The sequence below is a fragment of the Bacteroides sp. NGMCC 1.200775 genome (assembly GCF_040798045.1).
GTDB lineage: Bacteria > Bacteroidota > Bacteroidia > Bacteroidales > Bacteroidaceae > Bacteroides > Bacteroides hominis.
In genome coordinates this window covers 353,637-372,977 of the sequence record NZ_JASCQK010000004.1, presented here as the reverse complement: position 1 = coordinate 372,977, position 19,341 = coordinate 353,637, and the positions used below count along the sequence as shown (strand labels likewise).

Below are 19,341 nucleotides of genomic sequence, written 5' to 3'. Positions count from 1 at the left end.
ATCGGGATTCCATTATTTTATCTGCCATCCACCTCCCAGTGCCTTATACACCTGTACCACAGCAATCAGTTCATCCCGCATCGCATTGCTAAGTCCGATCTGGGCATCGAAATATCCACGCTGGGCATCGAGTACATCGAGATAATTCGTCACTCCATTGATATATTGCAATTGCGCCAGATCTACGTAACTCTTAGCCGAACGTTCCAATTTGGCACGAAGATCATATACTTCCTTGATTTTATTAAAGTTCACAATCGCGTTCCGAGTCTCTTTGAAAGCGGTCAGGACAGACTTTTCGTAGCTGTGCACTTCAGCCTCGTAAGCAGCTTTCTTAGCTTTGAGGGCAGCACGATTTTTACCCCAGCCAAAAATTGGTGTAAGCAAAGCACCCTCCATTATACTATAAGGCGACTTCAACAGCTCGGAAAGTGCAGTGCTCTCCGATCCTACCCTGCCGGTAAGTGAAATGCGTGGAAACATATTTGTATAGGCCACCCCTACCCGGGCATTGGCGGCAATCAATTTCTGTTCAGCCTGACGAATGTCAGGACGGCGTTCAAGCAGTCCTGAAGGCAAACCGACAGGTAATTCCTGCGGAAAATTGAACTCCTGCAACAAGCGGCTACGTGTAATCTTATTGGGATACTCACCGGCAAGGAAAGCTATATCATTCTCTTTCAACGAGATTTTACGCTCCAGATCGGGTACCAACGTAGCAGTACGTGCCAACTCTACCTGCGACTGGCGATAAGAAGTCTCGGAAGTCAATCCCCCTTCAAAGCGGATACGGGCAAGGCGCATCCCCTCTTCACGTGCCTTCAACGTTTGACGGACAATGTCCAGTTCGGTATCAAGAGCCACCAGTTCATAGTATGCCTGAGCCACTTCAGCTACAATAGTCATCCGAAGAGCGCGTTGTGCCTCAACGGACTGAAGATACTCGGCAATGCTGGCGGAACGTGCCCAACGAAGATTTCCCCAAAGGTCGAGCTCCCAGGAGAAAAGAAGTTGCGCCTCGAAAGTATCGCTACGTTTGAAAGCATCTCCACCATGGTTTTCGTTTTCCCGTTCAGCAGTCACCGTACCTTTAATATCCGGCAACAGATTTGCTGTCGAAATGCGTTTTTGAGCTGCCATTTCCTTGACACGGGCAGCGGCTATCAACATATCTTTGTTATGCTCCAGTGCCCGGTCTATCAGGCTCCGGAGGGTACTGTCAGTATAAATCTGCCACCATTCCCTATCTCCGAAGCTCAGGGTATCCTGATGCTGTGCCAGACTATCGGGCAAGTTAAGGTCGGGACGGACATAACTTTTTCCTATCTTGCAAGAACCCAGGGTAAATGCAGTTAGTAAGAGAGTAATATATAAATAGCTTCTTTTCATAATTCAATCAATTTTCTTTTTAGACTTGAACGGTAACTTCACGTTCACATTCGGCACATTTCTCAGTTTTGCTTTTGTTTTATAGACCAGTACGAAGAAGAACGGAACAAGGATAATGCCCACTACAATGGCAAAAATCATTCCGAAGAATACTCCCGTACCGATGGCCGCACGGCTTGCCGAACCGGGACCGGTTGCCAACACCATCGGAAGCATACCCAGTACAAACGCGAGCGAAGTCATCAAGATGGGGCGGAAACGCAATTGTGCCGCATGGATGGCTGATTGCACCAGATCACCTCCCCGGTCCACCTGTACTTTCGCAAACTCTACAATCAAGATGGCATTCTTGGCCGCCAATCCGACAAGCATCACCAATCCGATCTGGAAATAGACATCATTTTCCAGTCCGCAAATCCATACCCCCAGATAAGCCCCCAAAGCGGCTACCGGCAGCGAAAGCAATACGGCAATGGGCACTGTCCAGCTTTCATACTGTGCAGCCAGGAAGAGAAATACAAAAAGGAACACTAATGCCAGTACCAATCCGGTCTGCCCACCTGCCTTTTTCTCTTGATAAGAGAGACCACTCCATTCCAGGCCGATATTATCAGGCAGATGGTCACGTGCAATCTGCTCCATAATCTCCATAGCCTGACCGGAACTATAGCCCTGCGCCGCCTCACCACGAAAAACAGCAGTGGTAAACATATTAAAACGTTTAATGCTACCCGGGCCGGTGGTATACGATGCATTACCCAGAGAAGTCAGCGGGATCATCGCTCCATTAGAGGCCTTCACAAAAAACAGGTTGATATTGTCTTTATGTTCCCTATAGGGTGCTTCAGCCTGAATGTATACCTTATAAATACGGTTGAACATATTGAAGTCGTTCACATAGACCGATCCCGTATAGGCTTTCATGGTTGAGAAAACATCCGCCAGAGGCACACCAAGCATCTTTACTTTATCACGGTCTACATCGAAGTAGAGTTGTGGGATATCCGACTGAAGTGAAGAGGAAAGTCCTGTCAGTTCCTTGCGTTGGGAAGCGTAATACATCAAAGTATCCGCCGCCTGCACCAAATTATCGAAAGTAGCTTCACCACGCGCTTCGAGTTGCATTTCGAACCCACCCGAGGTTCCCAAACCGGGAATGACAGGAGGAGTGGAGAGATAAACCTTACATTCCGGATACTCACTCAGATCGCGACGAACGTTTGTCATAATCTCGTCTATCGAAGTATTCTTGCGGTCTTCCCACGGCTTCAAAATTACGGTTAACTCACTCCGTGCCTGGTTGCTGCCCACACGGGGACTGCTTCCGGTCACATTCTGTACATACGCTATATACGGATTCTTTTCCAGATAAGTGATGGCACGATCCGTTACCTCCCGGGTACGCTCCAGCGTAGCACCTTCGGGCAACTCCAATTCTATCTTGAAATAGCCTTGGTCTTCCACCGGAAGGAAACTTGTCGGAATCAGACGGTGAATCAACAGAATACCGATCAGCACCACCCCGAAACCGGCCAATACACGACGCGGATTACCAATTACCCGGCGGATAGCGACTACGTACTTATGATTGCCCACGTTCAACCAGTGGTTGATTTTGCGGAAAACAATGTTCTTCTTTTTACCGTTATCCGGTTTCAGAATCAACGAACACATGACCGGACTCAGCGTCAACGCCACTACAGTAGAAATCAGTACGGATACAGCAATAGTAATAGTGAACTGACGGTAAAGCTGCCCCGTAATACCGCTGAGGAAGCTCACCGGAACAAACACCGCACAAAGCACCAGAGAAGTGGCAATCAACGCACCCGCCAATCCGTTCATGGCTTTCTTCGTAGCTTCGTACGGTGAAAGTTTCTCTTCCTCCATAATACGCTCCACGTTTTCCACCACGACAATGGCATCATCCACTACAATACCGATAGCAAGAATCAGCCCCAACAATGTCAATATATTCAGCGAAAAGCCAAAGATCAACATGAAACCGAACGTACCGATCAATGAAATAGGAACGGCAACTATCGGGATCAACGTAGCCCGCCAGCTCTGCAAAGAGAGATAAACGACGAGCACCACAAGAACCAACGCCTCAAACAGGGTTTTGTATACTTCATGAATGGACTCGGAAATATAAGTCGTCATATCGAATGGCACCTCATAGCTCAACCCCTCCGGGAAGTTCTTGCTGATTTCATCCATTGCTTCCTTGACACTTTTTGCAACTTCCATCGCGTTAGCGCCCGGAAGCATATAAATGCCCAGAACGGCAGCATTCTTGCCATTGATCCCACTCTCCGTACTGTATGAAGAAGCTTCGAGAGAAACCCGTGCCACGTCACGCAAACGGATGATAGAACCATTCGTATTGGCACGGATCACAATGTTCTCAAATTGCTCTACAGTAGAAAGACGTCCTTGTGTAGTGATAGGAATCGTTACATCGAGTCCCTTCACCGGCTGCTGACCAAGTACACCTGCAGCCGACTCACGGTTCTGATCTTTCAGCGCATTCTGTAAATCCTGTACAGTCAGTCCGAAGTTTGCCAGTTTATCCGGTTCCGCCCATATCTGCATGGCATAGTAACGGCTACCGATATTCGAAACACGTCCCACTCCCGGAATACGACGGATTACATCGAGTACATTGATCGTGGCAAAGTTACTCAAATAAATTTCGTCGAACTTCGGATCAGACGACATCAGCGTAAGGGTCATCAACTGGCTGGGTGCCTGCTTCTCTACGGAGATACCGTTCTGAATAACTTCAGCCGGCAAACGGCTTTCCGCCAGTTTCACACGGTTCTGGATTTCTACGGCCGCCAAATCCGGATCGGCAGAAACATCAAAAGTAACCGTTGCCGAAAATCCTCCGGAATTGGAACTGTTCGACTCCATATAAAGCATACCCGGTGTTCCGTTAATCTCCTGCTCGATAGGAGTTGCCACTGCCTGTGAAACCGTCAATGCGCTGGCTCCCGGATAAGAAGCACTGATCTTCACTACCGGAGGAGTGATCTGAGGATACTGGTCGACAGGCAACATGGTCAGACCAATGATGCCGATAATGACAATCAGTATCGAGATAACGATCGAGAAAACAGGTCTATCTATAAAAAAACTAACTTTCATATTCTATAAGGCCTCACCCCACCCCTCTCCCAACGAGAGGGAGGAAGAGTTTCTTTTAAATTATACGTTCTTATATATCTCAGGAAAAGAGTCATTCGCTCTCCTTTTTCTCGGTTAGTGACTGAGGTAAAGTAGCCCTCACCTTCATTCCCGGCGTCAGTTTGTGATATCCTTCTATTACCACTTCTTCACCTGCGGCCAATCCTCTCTCCACTACAAGTTTATTGCCAAATTCAGGTCCCAGCTCTATAAATCGTTTCTCTACCGTCGAATCTCTGCGCATGGTATAGATATAGGCTCCACCCTTCTCAATAGTTACCGCCTTGTGCGGTACCACAATCGCTCCTTCGCGTACATCCAGCAACAGCTTTACCTTTGTGAACTGTCCCGGAAGCAACACCTGCTTCGGATTCGGCATCTCTGCCCGGACTGAAAAAGTACCTGTCTGGGGATCTACCTGAGGTTCGGCAAAATCCACATATCCCTTGTAAGGATACACCGTATTGTCTGCTAATGTAATAGTGATGTTCGGCTGCCAGGAACGAGAAGAGTCCTGTTGCCCGATATTAATATTGCGTTCTTTGCTCTTCAAATAATCCAGAGCAGTCATACTGAAATCCACCAGTACAGTGTCACTTTTCACAACTGTAGCCAACAGCGATTTACCACCTGGTCCCACCAGAGTTCCCAAGTCCACGTTACGCTCACTGATATGACCCGACAGCGGAGAACGAACCAATGTATAACCCAGTTCCAACTCGGCCTGTGCCAGATCTGCCTCGCTCATAGCGACGGTCGCCACCGCACTTTCATAAGCTGCCTCCGCATTGTCCAGATCCAACTGACTGGCCGCATTTTGTGCATACAACGGCTTGATACGTTCCAAATCCCGTTTTGCCTTCAATGCTTGTGCTTCATCTTTTTTCAATTGTGCCCGTGCCTTATCTGCTTTGGCACGATACTGATCCTGATTGATCACAAACAGCACCTGATTTTTATTCACATATGTTCCTTCGGCAAAAAGCATACTTTCCAGATATCCTTCCACCCGCGCCCGAACTTCCACAAACTGTTGTGCACGTATACGCCCCACATACTCTCCGAAAATCTCTACATTGTCCCTTTCTGCCGGTTCTACAATCACAGTAGGTATCTCCGGCTTAGCTTTATGTGGCCGCGTCAGAACCCAATAAATGCCTACCACCAGAGCCAAACAGACGATGCCCACTATTGTTCTTTTTCTCCTTAGTTTCAGCTCTTTTCTCGTTAAAAATAGTCTCATGCTTGTTTGTATTATTAAAATTAACTTATCCTTTCTTAGCTACTTTACAAATCAGATACCAAACTATGTCCCGAATATATCTTTTTAACTAAAAAGTTCTCTCCAATGCCCTGCAGAAGCTGTTTTAGTGATTTTCGGAACATAACCGCCACTTATCCAAAGTGTGGAATTGTGTCCCTGATTGGGGAATTATTCCACAAAAGGGGCGCAAAGATAATTCTTTTCTGCATAAGTTCCATAACTTGCACTTTTAGTGTCATTCACTACTTACTTACCAAATAATAATATAAATTTGTAGTGCATTCATAAAAATAACACTATAATGAAAAAACATTTGTCACTGATATTAGTTCTGTTACCGGCTTTTTTTCTGGCATTGCCCGCTATGGCACAGCAACGTAAAAAAGTCGGAGTGGTACTCAGCGGAGGAGGTGCGAAAGGGGTAGCACATATCCAGGCTCTGAAAGTCATTGAAGAAGCCGGTATCCCAATCGATTATATAGTAGGCACCAGTATGGGATCCATAATCGGTGGATTATACTCCATCGGATATACTCCGCATCAACTGGACAGTATGGTACGCAAACAAGACTGGATGTTTTTGCTCAGTGATCGTGTAAAGCGTAGTGCCATGTCACTCAACGAACGCGAAAAATCAGAAAAATATGTCTTTTCATTCCCCTTTACCAAAAGCCCCAAAGACGCCGTTTCCGGTGGAATCATAAAGGGACAGAATCTGGCCAACCTATTTACGGAACTGACAGTAGGCTATCATGACTCCGTTGATTTCAACAAACTGCCTATCCCCTTTGCGTGCGTATCACAAAACATCGTAAATGGCGAACAGATTGTATTCCACAATGGAGTGCTTGCCACAGCAATGCGAGCCAGCATGGCGATTCCCGGAGTGTTCACACCTGTGCGCAAGGATAGCATGATTCTGATTGACGGCGGCATGATTAACAATTATCCCGTAGATGTAGCCAAATCGATGGGCGCCGATGTTATCATCGGTGTAGATGTGCAAAACAACTTGAAAGGGATCGACAAACTTAACAGTGCTCCGGACATACTCTCCCAAATCATTGACCTGACTACCAAAAACAATCATCAAAAAAATATCAGCCTGACCGATACCTATATAAAGGTGAACGTTGAGGGATATTCTTCGGCCAGTTTTACCCCTTCGGCCATTGATTCTCTGATGCACCGGGGAGAAGAGGCAGCTCGCAAGCAATGGAACTCCCTGCTCGCTCTTAAAAAGAAAATCGGTATTGCAGACACTTTCAAACCCGAGTCACATGGTCCTTATACCTTATTTTCAAGCACCCGGACTTTGCCGGTGAAGGAAATTACTTTCTCCGATGTAGAAGAAAACGACAAGAAGTGGTTAATGAAAAAATGCAAACTGCAAGAAAACAGTGAAATCAGCATGCGACAGATTGAACAAGCGCTATTCATTCTGCGCGGGAACCAATCTTACTCAAACGCCAGTTACACGTTAACCAATACCCCTGAAGGCTATAATTTAACCTTCCTGTTAGAGAAAAAGTATGAGAAAACCATCAATGTAGGTCTCCGCTTCGACTCGGAAGAGATAGCTTCGCTATTGATAAATGCCACAGCACAATTAAAGACCCACATTCCTTCCAAAGTTTCTGTCACCGGACGACTGGGCAAACGATACATGGCCCGGGTAGATTATACCCTGGAACCCATGCAACAAAGAAACATCAATTTCTCGTACATGTTCCAGTACAATGACATCAACATTTATGATCATGGCGACCGTGCCTACAACACAACTTATAAATATCATCTGGGTGAATTCGGATTTTCGGATGTGTGGTATAAAAATCTCCGGTTTGGATTCGGCGCACGAATCGAGTATTTCAAATACAAAGATTTCCTTTTCAAGAAACCGGAATTTACAATGGATGTCAACTCCGAATACTTCATCAGTTATTTTGCGCAGTTACGTTACAACACCTTTGACAAAGGATACTTCCCATCCAAAGGCAGCAACTTCTCCGGTGCTTATTCATTGTATACGGACAACTTCGCCCGATATAACGGACATGCCCCCTTCTCCGCACTCAGTGCCTCCTGGGAAAGTGTGTTCTCTGTCAGCAACCGTCTGGCCCTGATCCCGGCTATTTACGGCAGAGTACTGATCGGGCAGGAAATTCCTTATGCCTACGAGAATGCGTTGGGAAGTGACGTGTTCGGACGTTATTTGCCCCAGCAACTCCCGTTCGCCGGAATTTACAATATAGAATTAACGTACAATTCCGTTGCCGTGGCTTCTCTAAAGCTGCGCCAACGCATGGGTAGCAAACATTATATAACGTTAGCCGGAAACTTTGCCTTGAGTGACGATAATTTTTTCAAGATCCTAAAGGGCAACCGGATTTACGGTTGTAGCATCGGATATGGGCTGGACAGCATGTTCGGTCCATTAGAAGCATCATTGGGGTATTCCAACCAATCCAAGGACGTAGGATTTTACGTAAACCTGGGATTTTCTTTCTGACAATACCAACCTCTTTCTTCCGGCAAGGGGTGTAGCCCCACGAGGTAAAGGGTGTAGCCCTCCCGCCAATAGGGTGTAGCCCCGGCATACGGATGGCTACACCCTCTGCTAAAATGCGTCTGTAACCACCAAACAACAAGACAGACACAGCATGGAATTATTTAATTATTTCAAATTTATTACTCAGAACCGAAGAAAGTCGTTATCTTTACCGAAAATATTTTCTATATACTCACATAAAACATTTAGAATTATGGCAAAGAGAAGAGAACTTAAAAAGAACGTAAACTATATCGCAGGTGAATTATTTTCAGAGTGTTTGATCAACAGCATGTTCGTACCGGGTACAGATAAAGCAAAAGCTGACGAACTGATGGCGGAAATCCTGAAAATGCAGGATGAATTTATCAGCCGTATCAGCCACACCGAACCGGGAAATGTGAAAGGATTCTACAAAAAATTCCGTGTAGACTTCAATGCAAAAGTAAACGAAATCATTGACGCCATCGCGAAACTGAACTAAGAATGAAAAAAGCAATATATAGCTTTATTTACTATCGCCTGCTGGGATGGAAGATGAACGTGACAGTACCCAAATATGATAAATGTGTAGTTTGCGCAGCTCCCCATACCACTAATTTAGATTTGTTTATTGGTAAACTATTTTACGGTGCCATGGGAGGAAAGACCAGTTTCATGATGAAAAAAGAATGGTTCTTTTTTCCTTTAGGGCTGCTTTTCAGAGCTGTAGGAGGTATTCCTGTAGATCGTAGTCGCAAGACCTCATTGGTAGAGCAAATGGTTCATCACTTCAATACCAGCAAAAAGTTTCACCTCGCTATTACTCCCGAAGGAACGCGTAAACGCAACCCCAACTGGAAAAAAGGTTTCTATTACATTGCGCTCAAAGCACAGGTACCCATTGTCCTGGTCGGCATCGACTATACAACCAAGACCATTACGTCGACTAAAGCAGTCATGCCAAGTGGAGATATTGACAAGGACATGCGTGAAATAAAACTTTATTTCAAAGATTTCAAAGGGAAACACCCCGAAAACTTCTCCATTGGAGATGTTGAATGATTTATGAAAATCTCGATTGTACAAACAGATATTATCTGGGAAAATAAACAGGAAAATCTCCGTTTGCTCCGCGAAAAGCTACTTCCTCTTCGCGGAACAACGGAGATTGTTGTTTTACCGGAGATGTTCACAACGGGATTCAGCATGAACAGCCGGACATTGGCCGAACCGATTTCCGGTTTCACCATCCGGACCCTCAAAGGGTATGCCGCAGAGTTTCAGTTCGCATTGGTCGGAAGTTTCATCTGCGAAGAAGCAGGTGCTTATTATAACCGGGCCTTTCTGATTACTCCGGACGGTCAGGAATTTTACTATGACAAACGCCATCTCTTCCGCATGGGATGCGAAACTGAACACTTTTCGGCAGGCAACCGGAGGGTGATCGTCCCCTATCGGGGCTGGAATATCTGCCTTCAGGTCTGTTATGATCTTCGCTTTCCTGTCTGGAGCCGGAATATAAACAACGAATACGACCTTCTTATTTACATAGCCAGTTGGCCTACTCCACGCATCCATGCATGGAATACACTACTTTGCGCACGCGCTATCGAGAACCAATGTTACGTATGCGGTGTGAACCGTACAGGACGAGACGGCAACGGACTTCACTATCCGGGATATTCAGCCTTGTATAGTCCTAAAGGCGAGATACTGACAGGGACTCCCGACTCAGAAGAAAAGATACAAACCATCGAACTTGATATAGAAACCCTCACTGCCTTTCGCCATAAATTCCCCAGCTGGAAAGACGCAGACTCTTTTCTCCTTTATTAAATCTACAGGACATAATTTCCGCATTTAATAAAAATATCTCTTGAATTATAGTATATAAATGCAAAAAAGTATCTAATTTTGCCAGACAATCAATTTATTGTACCAAAAAACAAACCCTAATTTAACTCATAACACGAATGTTAACCCAATTAATTAACGCACGTATACTCACCCCCCAAGGATGGATGAAAGACGGTTCCGTGCTTATCAGAGACAATAAGATTTTAGAAGTCACAAACTGCGATCTGGCCGTTATCGGAGCTGAACTTATTGACGTCAAAGGTATGTATGTAGTTCCCGGTGGGGTAGAAATCCACGTGCATGGTGGTGGAGGCCGCGACTTTATGGAATGTACGGAAGATGCCTTCCGGGCAGCGGTCCATACTCACATGAAACATGGCACTACAAGTATTTTTCCTACACTTTCATCATCTACAGTCCCCATGATCCAGCAAGCTGCTGAAACCTGCACCAAACTGATGGAAGAGAAAAACAGCCCTATTCTGGGACTGCACCTTGAAGGTCATTACCTGAACATGAAAATGGCAGGAGGACAAATTCCCGAGAACATCAAGAACCCTGATCCGAATGAATATATTCCGATCGTAGAACAGTATCATTGCATCAAGCGCTGGGACGCCGCTCCGGAACTTCCGGGAGCCATGCAGTTCGGAAAATATATTGCTGCCAAAGGCATTCTCCCTTCCGTGGCACATACACAAGCCGAATTTGAAGACATCCGTACGGCATATGAAGCCGGATATACCCATGCCACCCACTTCTACAATGCAATGCCCGGTTTCCACAAGCGCAGAGAATACAAGTATGAAGGTACAGTCGAAAGTATTTATCTGTTGGATGATATGACCGTAGAAGTAGTAGCCGATGGAATCCATGTACCTCCTACTATCCTGAGACTTGTATATAAAATAAAAGGTGTAGAAAGAACCTGCCTGATTACAGATGCCCTTGCTTGCGCCGACAGTGACAGCAAAGAAGCTTTCGACCCGCGTGTTATTATCGAAGACGGAGTATGTAAGTTGGCCGACCATTCTGCTTTGGCAGGAAGTATTGCCACAATGGACCGCCTGATTCGTACCGTCGTACAGAAAGCAGAAATTCCATTGGAAGACGCAGTCCGTATGGCTTCCGAAACCCCGGCACGTATCATGGGTGTATACGACCGTAAGGGTTCCTTGCAAAAAGGCAAAGATGCCGATATCCTGGTACTCGATGAGGACCTCAACGTAAGAGCCGTATGGGCCATGGGTAAGCTGGTGCCTGAAACCAATACGCTGTTTTAATCGAATAGACGTTTTTTGAACATAAACGGTGAACAATGAACAGACTATTATAACGCAGCCTGTTCATTGTCCACCGTTTATCGTTTAACCTTCATCGTTTTATCACTCCCCTGCTCCCCATTTATAGGTAAAAAAAGATTTTAATTTAAATTCCCTGTCAACCTTATCGCATAGTTGATTGTTTTTATATATATTTGTTCAGAGTTTCCGATAACGACAAAGACTCAGTCAAACTTAATTAATAACAAACTTATGAAGACAAATCTTAGTTCTCAGATTACACTCAACAGGGTCTCCCCCAGGTATTATAGACCGGAGAATGCATTCGAGAGATCGGTATTAACCCGATTAGAGAAAATTCCTACAGATATTTATGAGTCTGTGGAAGAAGGTGCAAATCATATCGCTTGCGAAATAGCACAGGTCATTCGCGATAAACAAAAAGCAGGACGTTTCTGCGTACTGGCATTGCCGGGTGGAAATTCACCACGCAGCGTATACACCGAATTGATTCGCATGCACAAAGAAGAGGGACTCAGTTTCCGTAATGTAATCGTATTCAATATGTACGAATACTATCCATTGTCCCAAGACGCTATCAACAGCAATTTCAACGCATTGAAAGAGATGTTCCTCGATCACGTTGATATTGACAAGCAGAATATCTTCACTCCGGATGGTACGATCGCTAAAGATACCATCTTTGAATACTGCCGCCTGTACGAACAGCGCATCGAGAGTTTCGGCGGTATCGATATCGCCTTACTGGGCATCGGCCGCGTAGGTAATATCGCTTTCAACGAACCGGGTTCACGCTTGAATTCTACCACCCGATTGATTCTGCTGGACAGCGGATCACGCAATGAAGCATCCAAAATATTCGGAACCATTGATAATACGCCAATCAGTTCCATTACAATGGGTGTGGCCACTATTCTGGCAGCAAAGAAAATCTATCTGCTGGCATGGGGTGAAGAAAAGGCGCACATGGTGAAAGAGTGTGTGGAAGGTAATGTAACAGATACCATTCCGGCATCTTATTTACAGACTCACAACAATGCACATGTAGCCATCGACCTGTCGGCAGCTTCCAACCTGACACGTATTCAGCGTCCATGGCTGGTCACTTCTTGCGAATGGAACGATAAACTGATCCGCAGTGCTATTGTATGGTTGTGCCAGTTGACCGGAAAACCAATCCTGAAACTGACCAACAAAGACTATAACGAAAACGGACTGAGCGAACTGCTTGCCCTATTCGGATCTGCTTATAACGTAAATATCAAGATATTCAACGATTTGCAGCACACCATCACCGGATGGCCGGGTGGCAAACCGAAGGCAGACGACACCTATCGTCCCGAACGTGCCAAACCGTATCCGAAACGGGTTGTCGTATTTTCTCCGCATCCCGATGATGACGTGATCTCCATGGGAGGTACGATTCGCCGTCTGGTAGAACAGAAACATGAAGTTCATGTAGCATATCAGACTTCCGGAAACATTGCCGTAGGTGATGAGGAAGTAGTTCGTTTCATGCATTTCATCAACGGATTCAACCAAATCTTCATAAACAGTGAAGATCAGGTGATCAGTGAAAAATATGCCGAAATCCGTAAATTCCTGAAGGATAAGAAAGACGGTGATATGGATACACGCGATATCCTGACCATCAAAGGCTTGATTCGCCGTGGCGAAGCACGTACAGCTTGTACCTATAATAATATCCCACTGGAACGTTGTCACTTCCTGGATCTGCCTTTCTATGAAACCGGTAAAATCCAGAAAAATCCGATCAGCGAGGCTGACGTAGAAATCGTCCGCAATCTGCTCCGTGAAGTGAAACCTCACCAGATTTTTGTAGCCGGTGACCTCGCTGACCCGCACGGCACACACCGTGTGTGTACAGATGCCGTATTTGCTGCTGTAGACCTTGAAAAAGAAGAAGGAGCCGAATGGTTGAAAGATTGCCGTATCTGGATGTATCGTGGTGCATGGGCCGAATGGGAAATTGAAAACATCGAAATGGCTGTGCCTATCAGTCCGGAAGAATTGCGTGCAAAACGTAACTCCATCCTGAAGCACCAGTCCCAGATGGAAAGTGCTCCGTTCCTGGGTAATGACGAACGCCTGTTCTGGCAACGTAGCGAAGACCGCAACCGGGGTACCGCAGCTCTTTACGACAGCTTGGGATTGGCCTCTTACGAAGCAATGGAAGCATTTGTGGAATACATTCCACTATAATCAGAGCTTATTAGTGAAATAAAAATAAAGAAGAGTGAGGAGTTTGAGACTCTTCACTCTTCTTTTCTTTAATAAAAAGACAAATCATACATGAAACAAGAAGAATATCTCCGTCTTCTCCCTGTCGAGGGAGTATATAATATGCGCGACTTGGGAGGTTATCCCGCAGCAGGCCATAAACACGTAAAGTGGAAAACATTTATCCGTTCGGGCGATCTCAATAAACTGACAGAATCCGACCTGGCCTATCTTGCCTCTTTATCCATCCGTACGGATATTGACTTCAGAAGTATACAGGAAAAGAAAGTGGCAGCAGACAGAATACCGGCAACGGTAACGCAATACATTCCTCTGTCCATCGAAGCCGGTGACATGACCGACATGGCTCACTTCAACCTGAACAACATTCCGAAAATACTTGAACAGGCATACGTCTATATCATCCAAAATGCCCAGGATACTTACCGGGAGTTTTTCCGGATTGTTTCGGAAGAACGGAACACTCCTCTTTTATTTCACTGTTCGGCCGGAAAAGACCGTACCGGTATTGCCGCCGCATTATTATTGGGAGCATTGGGTGTAGACAGAAAAGTGATTATGGAAGATTATATGCTGTCTGCCGAATACCTAAAAGGCAAATACGATGCGATCGTACAGGCCCATCCCGAATTCGCGCCTCTTACCACCGTGCGTAAGGAATATCTGGAAGCAGCCTTCCAGACTATCGATTCCGATTACCAAGGCCTGGAGAACTTCCTGAGAAACCAATTAGGAGCAGATATCGACAGACTAAGGGCATTGTATACCGAATAAACGGTTCATTACCAGTCTGAATTGCTAATGACTTATCGGGATCACCGGTTTTTCATTTATTTCTTCTATTTTTGTACCCGGACTATTACTCAACCGAATATATGAAAAAACTATGTATACTCCTCCTGTTGCTTCTTACGGGCACAGATATCTTATTTGCGCAAGAAATTGAAAAGAGCGTAAAAGAACGGCTTAGCAATTACTTTGAGACTTACATCCCGGCATCTGCCAATACCGGAAGTAGTAAGTTAAAAAGCGTAGATATTGACTTTGAAGGTAAAAAACTATCCATCTATGCTTCCGAAAGTTTTGCTTATCAGCCCTTTCTACCGGAAACAGTAGATGAAATTTACCATCAGATAGCAGAGTTACTTCCGGGTCCCGTACGCTTTTTCCGAACCACGGTTTATGTCAACGACCAACCCATCGAAGAGTTAGTCCCCAACTTCTTTCGTGGGAAAAAGAAAGATAAGTCGCGACTCTCGAATGCGGAATACAAAGGAGCACCTTGGGTAAAAAATGTTTCCCGCCCCTATGAAGTAACCAAAGGACTGCAAAACCGTCACATCTCCCTCTGGCAAAGCCATGGCAAATATTTCAAAAACGATAAAGGCGAATGGAGTTGGCAACGTCCACGACTGTTCTGTACCACAGAAGACTTATTCACGCAATCTTTCATCCTGCCTTATGTCATTCCCATGCTTGAAAACGCCGGAGCTAATGTTTATACTCCGCGTGAACGGGATACTCAGAAAAATGAAGTGATTGTAGACAATGACACCCGAAACGGTTCCATCTATCTGGAAATGAAAAGCCGCAAGGCCCGTTGGAATCAAACAAACGGTTATGGATTCGCACAAAGAAAATCTGTCTACAAAGATGGAGAAAATCCCTTCCTGACAGGTACCGCACGCTTCACCCGTACAGAAAAGAAAAAGAATAAGGCATTCGCCGAATGGATCCCTACCATTCCCGAAGCGGGAAATTATGCGGTATATGTATCTTACCAAACACTCCCCAATAGCGTTAGTGACGCCAAGTATCTGGTATTTCACAAAGGTGGTGTAACGGAATTCAAAGTCAACCAGAAGATAGGCAGTGGCACATGGGTATACCTTGGTACATTTGAGTTTGACAAAGGCAGCAATGATTACGGCATGGTGGTACTGAGCAATGAAAGCAATGAAAGCGGAGTTGTCTGTGCCGACGCCGTACGTTTCGGCGGAGGAATGGGAAACATTGTCCGGGGTACTACAGTGAGCGGATTACCCCGCTATCTGGAGGGTGCGCGTTATTCCGCCCAATGGGCAGGAATGCCTTATGACGTTTACGGAGGAAAACAGGGAGAAAACGATTATGCAGACGACATCAATGCACGCTCCAACACCATCAATTATCTGTCGGGGGGCTCCGTATTCAATCCCGTACAGAAAGGATTGGGTGTACCGTTAGAAATGAATGTGGCACTACACAGTGATGCCGGATACAGTAAAACGGACGATATAGTAGGGTCACTCGGCATCTATACAACCAACTTCAATAACGGACTGCTCAACTCGGGAAATAACCGATATGCTTCGCGGGATCTGGCCGACCTCATGCTTACCCAAATACAAAAGGATATTCGTGCCAACTTTAATATACAATGGACCCGACGCAGCATGTGGGACCGCAATTACAGCGAGACCCGCCTGCCTGCCACCCCATCCACCATCATCGAGTTACTGTCGCACCAGAACTTTGCCGACATGAAACTCGGACACGATCCGAATTTCAAGTTTACCGTAGGACGCGCCATTTATAAAGCCGTACTGCAATTTGTCAGCAGCCAGCACAACAAAGAGTATGTGGTACAACCACTTCCCGTAAGCAACTTTGCCATCGGATTCGGTAAAAAGAAAAATACTCTGGAACTTTCATGGCAGGAAAAGAACGATCCATCGGAGCCCACTGCCCGTCCTCGTGAGTATATAGTATACACCCGCATCGGATATGGTGGTTTCGACAACGGGGTACGTGTGGACAAGCCTTCGTACTCTCTAAAAATAGAACCGGGCCTGGTTTATTCATTTAAGGTTACGGCTGTCAACCGGGGAGGAGAAAGTTTCCCGTCTGAAATTCTGGCGGCCTACAAAGCCAAGCGAGAACACGGAAAAGTGCTTATCATTAACGGTTTCAATCGGTTAAGCGGACCGGCAGTTATTGACACACCGGATGAAGCAGGCTTTGATCTGGAACAAGATCCCGGTGTCGCCTACCAATATAATATTTCGTTTTGCGGAGCACAAACAGACTTTGATCGCTCTCAAGCCGGAAAAGAAGGAAAAGGGAGCCTGGGTTATAGCGGCGGCGAACTGGAAGGAATGAAAATTGCCGGGAATACCTTCGACTATCCATTTATACATGGCAAAGCGATTCAGGCTGCCGGAAACTACAGTTTCGTTTCATGCAGTGACGAAGCCGTTGAAAACGGACGTGTCCAACTGGAACACTATCCGATCGTAGATTTCATTCTGGGCCTGGAGAAAGATGATATCCAAAGTGATCCGGCCCGCAAAACGTATTATAAAACATTCTCTTCACCTATGCAGCGCTTACTGACAGCTTATTGCCAGTCAGGAGGAAACCTGCTTGTCAGCGGATCCTATATAGGCAGCGACATGAGTAATTCGCAAGGTAACCGAGAATTCACAGAGACTGTACTGAAATACGGCTATCAGAGTTCATTAAGTGATACCCGTTCCGGACAGATCACGGGCCTGGGACGTACCATACAGATTCCCCGCTTGCTTAACGAAAAGTCTTATGCGGTAACTGCTCCCGACTGCATTGTGCCGGTAGGTTCTGCTTTCCCGGTATTCGCATATCAACCCGGGCAACGCAGTGCCGGAATTGCCTATAAAGGAGATTATCGGGTATTCGCAATGGGATTCCCATTCGAAAGCATTGAAAGCGAAACGGACCGTGCCACAGTAATGGCAGCAATACTAAAATTCTTCGGAGAAAAATAAACTTTCAATAAACATGGTTATGTCCCGGCATTGGGTATTAGTCTTTTGTCTGCAAAGAACTTGTTCTTTGCAGACAAAACTGTCATAATGTCTGTTATTTACGTGAATTTATTTTAAGACTTACTGCCATCTGACATAATGGCTGCTATCGTTTTTGTTCCTGTCATCATTCGGTTGTCCCATTACCATTACTGTTTTTGCCATCTTATCTTTTTCTAATTTCATAATAGAGTCTTCTAATCTGATTATTTATGGTTGGATAATCATTTGTGGCATTTTAGATGAACCAATTTTTTATAATTATGAAAACAAAAATGTTTTTTTTAGTAGTAGTCATGCTACTTTGTAGAGGCGTAGCTTATGCATACAGCCCTTCCGTGAACGTTCCGATTTTAAAGGTGGAAGGAATCGAACAAGATATTCCACCTCCTCATGTTCCGCCTCCCCCACTGCCAAGCCAGGTCTTTCTTCATGTGGGCGAAATAGCTGAAATTCCATATCCCATGTTTGGAGCAATGGTATGGGAATGCGACAACCCGCCGGAAGGCATAGAACAGGAAGCGTCATACGTACTTGGCTCCATGATTATTCTGCGCATCAGAGGAGTTTTGGCAGGAAGATATCAGGTTAATATGAAATGGTACAATCCGCTCAATCCGGGGCAGCCCCCATTAGGACGGCAAACCATTCAGATTATTGTTCAGCCATGGCCTTGACAATTGACGGATAAACAGTCATAAGGTTCCCTCCGTGAGCATGTCTGCTCACGGAGGGAATTCTATGAAAATATGAATTCATCAAAAAAAATCCCTGCTGCATACTCCATTCTTCATTTTAAATTCTATCTTTGCTCCTAATAATAACTATTAAAATAAAAACACTATGTACACAATACAAGCAAATCCGAGCGGTACACGCAGCATGGAAATATCTGAAGAGAATTTGGTAACCATCGAAAAATACTCTCTATTCCAGCATCTGATAGACAGCAATGGCATTGTAGATGAAGCCGTTCTGGAGAAGCTGAAACTGAATATACGTTCGCTGATAGCAAGTCAGGAAGAAGACAGTAAGGACCTGCTCGACCTCTGCATAGACGTGATTTATCACAATAATATGAAAGCATTCGGGTTGCAGCAACTCATCAAACTTTATCTCACCTGGCTATCGAAGCAGGAAGCAGAAGAAGAGGAGGAAGTATGATTACCATTGATACCTGCGGAATGACAAACTATAGCCCGTTGATTCCGGCCATAAAAGCGATGTGTAATGCCAGTTCCGGTGACAAGATGGAGATTGTAACGGATCAGGTAGCCGCATTTCAGGATCTTAAGGAATATTTATCAGAACAAGGTATCGGATTCCGCGAAATATATGATGGAGAGCGGATGACTTTACAGTTTACTATCTTATGAGCGAAGTACAAAATCAAATAAAGAAATGGCCGGTAACGGCAATCAAAAAAATAAAAAATACATTCGGTAGCGCAGAAAAGTTCTACGCTACCGTTTATCTTATTGCCCGCAACGAGCATCATTGTCAAATGATGGGAGTAGCCGGAGCCGAACAGCGCTTAAAAACGATTCATGCCTATCAGGGTATGATCCGTTTTATGCTTGATGAAGAAGGACTTAACGGTAAGGAAGTTCTTGAAGCCATAGCCAGCGACTATCTGGAGGATTTCGTGAACTATCGTGAGCAAGACTTCGGAATGACCAACGAGGAATTCATTGCTATTATTAAAAGAATCGGCTGAGC

15 protein-coding genes are annotated in these 19,341 nt (G+C 45.3%); 12 read left to right on the top strand and 3 right to left on the bottom strand.

Features of this window, described 5'->3' with window-relative positions; genetic code table 11:
* Positions 1 to 12 precede the first annotated feature (12 nt).
* The 3 genes from QK890_RS13270 to QK890_RS13260 all read right to left on the bottom strand — a co-directional run bounded on the left by QK890_RS13270 (position 13) and on the right by QK890_RS13260 (position 5,821).
* Positions 13 to 1,389 carry an efflux transporter outer membrane subunit gene (locus tag QK890_RS13270; protein WP_005780160.1) on the bottom strand — a complete coding sequence of 459 codons (1,377 nt, stop codon included), beginning with the start codon at positions 1,387 to 1,389 and terminating at the stop codon, positions 13 to 15.
* 3 nt (positions 1,390 to 1,392) lie between these two features.
* Positions 1,393 to 4,539: an efflux RND transporter permease subunit gene (locus QK890_RS13265; protein WP_005780162.1), complete on the bottom strand. Its 3,147-nt coding sequence runs from the start codon at positions 4,537 to 4,539 to the stop codon at positions 1,393 to 1,395.
* A 91-nt stretch (positions 4,540 to 4,630) separates the two neighbouring features.
* Positions 4,631 to 5,821 (bottom strand): efflux RND transporter periplasmic adaptor subunit, encoded by a 1,191-nt coding sequence (locus tag QK890_RS13260; RefSeq protein ID WP_005780164.1) that lies wholly within the window; start codon positions 5,819 to 5,821, stop codon positions 4,631 to 4,633.
* Positions 5,822 to 6,143: 322 nt separating this feature from the next.
* Here QK890_RS13260 and QK890_RS13255 point away from each other — a divergent pair, with 322 nt between their 5' ends.
* From QK890_RS13255 to QK890_RS13200, 12 genes are all read left to right on the top strand, one after another.
* Positions 6,144 to 8,354 carry a patatin-like phospholipase family protein gene (locus QK890_RS13255; protein WP_367627387.1) on the top strand — a complete coding sequence of 737 codons (2,211 nt, stop codon included), beginning with the start codon at positions 6,144 to 6,146 and terminating at the stop codon, positions 8,352 to 8,354.
* A 253-nt stretch (positions 8,355 to 8,607) separates the two neighbouring features.
* Positions 8,608 to 8,877 carry a hypothetical protein gene (locus QK890_RS13250; protein ID WP_005780168.1) on the top strand — a complete coding sequence of 90 codons (270 nt, stop codon included), beginning with the start codon at positions 8,608 to 8,610 and terminating at the stop codon, positions 8,875 to 8,877.
* A 2-nt stretch (positions 8,878 to 8,879) separates the two neighbouring features.
* Positions 8,880 to 9,437: a 1-acyl-sn-glycerol-3-phosphate acyltransferase gene (locus tag QK890_RS13245; RefSeq protein WP_005780170.1), complete on the top strand. Its 558-nt coding sequence runs from the start codon at positions 8,880 to 8,882 to the stop codon at positions 9,435 to 9,437.
* Between the two features lie 3 nt (positions 9,438 to 9,440).
* Entirely contained in the window at positions 9,441 to 10,211 is a 771-nt protein-coding gene (locus QK890_RS13240; RefSeq protein WP_005780174.1) for an amidohydrolase, read from the top strand.
* Positions 10,212 to 10,348: 137 nt separating this feature from the next.
* Positions 10,349 to 11,515, top strand: a complete 1,167-nt coding sequence (gene nagA / locus QK890_RS13235) for an N-acetylglucosamine-6-phosphate deacetylase (RefSeq protein WP_005780176.1) — start codon at positions 10,349 to 10,351, stop codon at positions 11,513 to 11,515.
* 252 nt (positions 11,516 to 11,767) lie between these two features.
* Complete coding sequence (locus QK890_RS13230) at positions 11,768 to 13,759, top strand: glucosamine-6-phosphate deaminase (protein ID WP_005780179.1); 1,992 nt, start codon at positions 11,768 to 11,770, stop codon at positions 13,757 to 13,759.
* Positions 13,760 to 13,849: 90 nt separating this feature from the next.
* Positions 13,850 to 14,572, top strand: coding sequence for a tyrosine-protein phosphatase (locus tag QK890_RS13225; RefSeq protein WP_005807349.1), 723 nt, complete (start codon positions 13,850 to 13,852; stop codon positions 14,570 to 14,572).
* 101 nt (positions 14,573 to 14,673) lie between these two features.
* Positions 14,674 to 17,583 carry a xanthan lyase gene (locus tag QK890_RS13220; RefSeq protein WP_234191285.1) on the top strand — a complete coding sequence of 970 codons (2,910 nt, stop codon included), beginning with the start codon at positions 14,674 to 14,676 and terminating at the stop codon, positions 17,581 to 17,583.
* 314 nt (positions 17,584 to 17,897) lie between these two features.
* Positions 17,898 to 18,299 carry a hypothetical protein gene (locus QK890_RS13215; protein WP_005807355.1) on the top strand — a complete coding sequence of 134 codons (402 nt, stop codon included), beginning with the start codon at positions 17,898 to 17,900 and terminating at the stop codon, positions 18,297 to 18,299.
* Positions 18,300 to 18,465: 166 nt separating this feature from the next.
* Positions 18,466 to 18,786, top strand: coding sequence for a hypothetical protein (locus tag QK890_RS13210; protein WP_005780191.1), 321 nt, complete (start codon positions 18,466 to 18,468; stop codon positions 18,784 to 18,786).
* Complete coding sequence (locus QK890_RS13205) at positions 18,783 to 18,998, top strand: sulfurtransferase TusA family protein (RefSeq protein ID WP_005807358.1); 216 nt, start codon at positions 18,783 to 18,785, stop codon at positions 18,996 to 18,998. The genes QK890_RS13210 and QK890_RS13205 overlap by 4 nt, the downstream gene beginning before the upstream one ends.
* Positions 18,995 to 19,339, top strand: a complete 345-nt coding sequence (locus tag QK890_RS13200; RefSeq protein WP_005807359.1) for a hypothetical protein — start codon at positions 18,995 to 18,997, stop codon at positions 19,337 to 19,339. Before QK890_RS13205 ends, QK890_RS13200 begins: the two co-directional genes overlap by 4 nt.
* Positions 19,340 to 19,341: the final 2 nt, after the last annotated feature.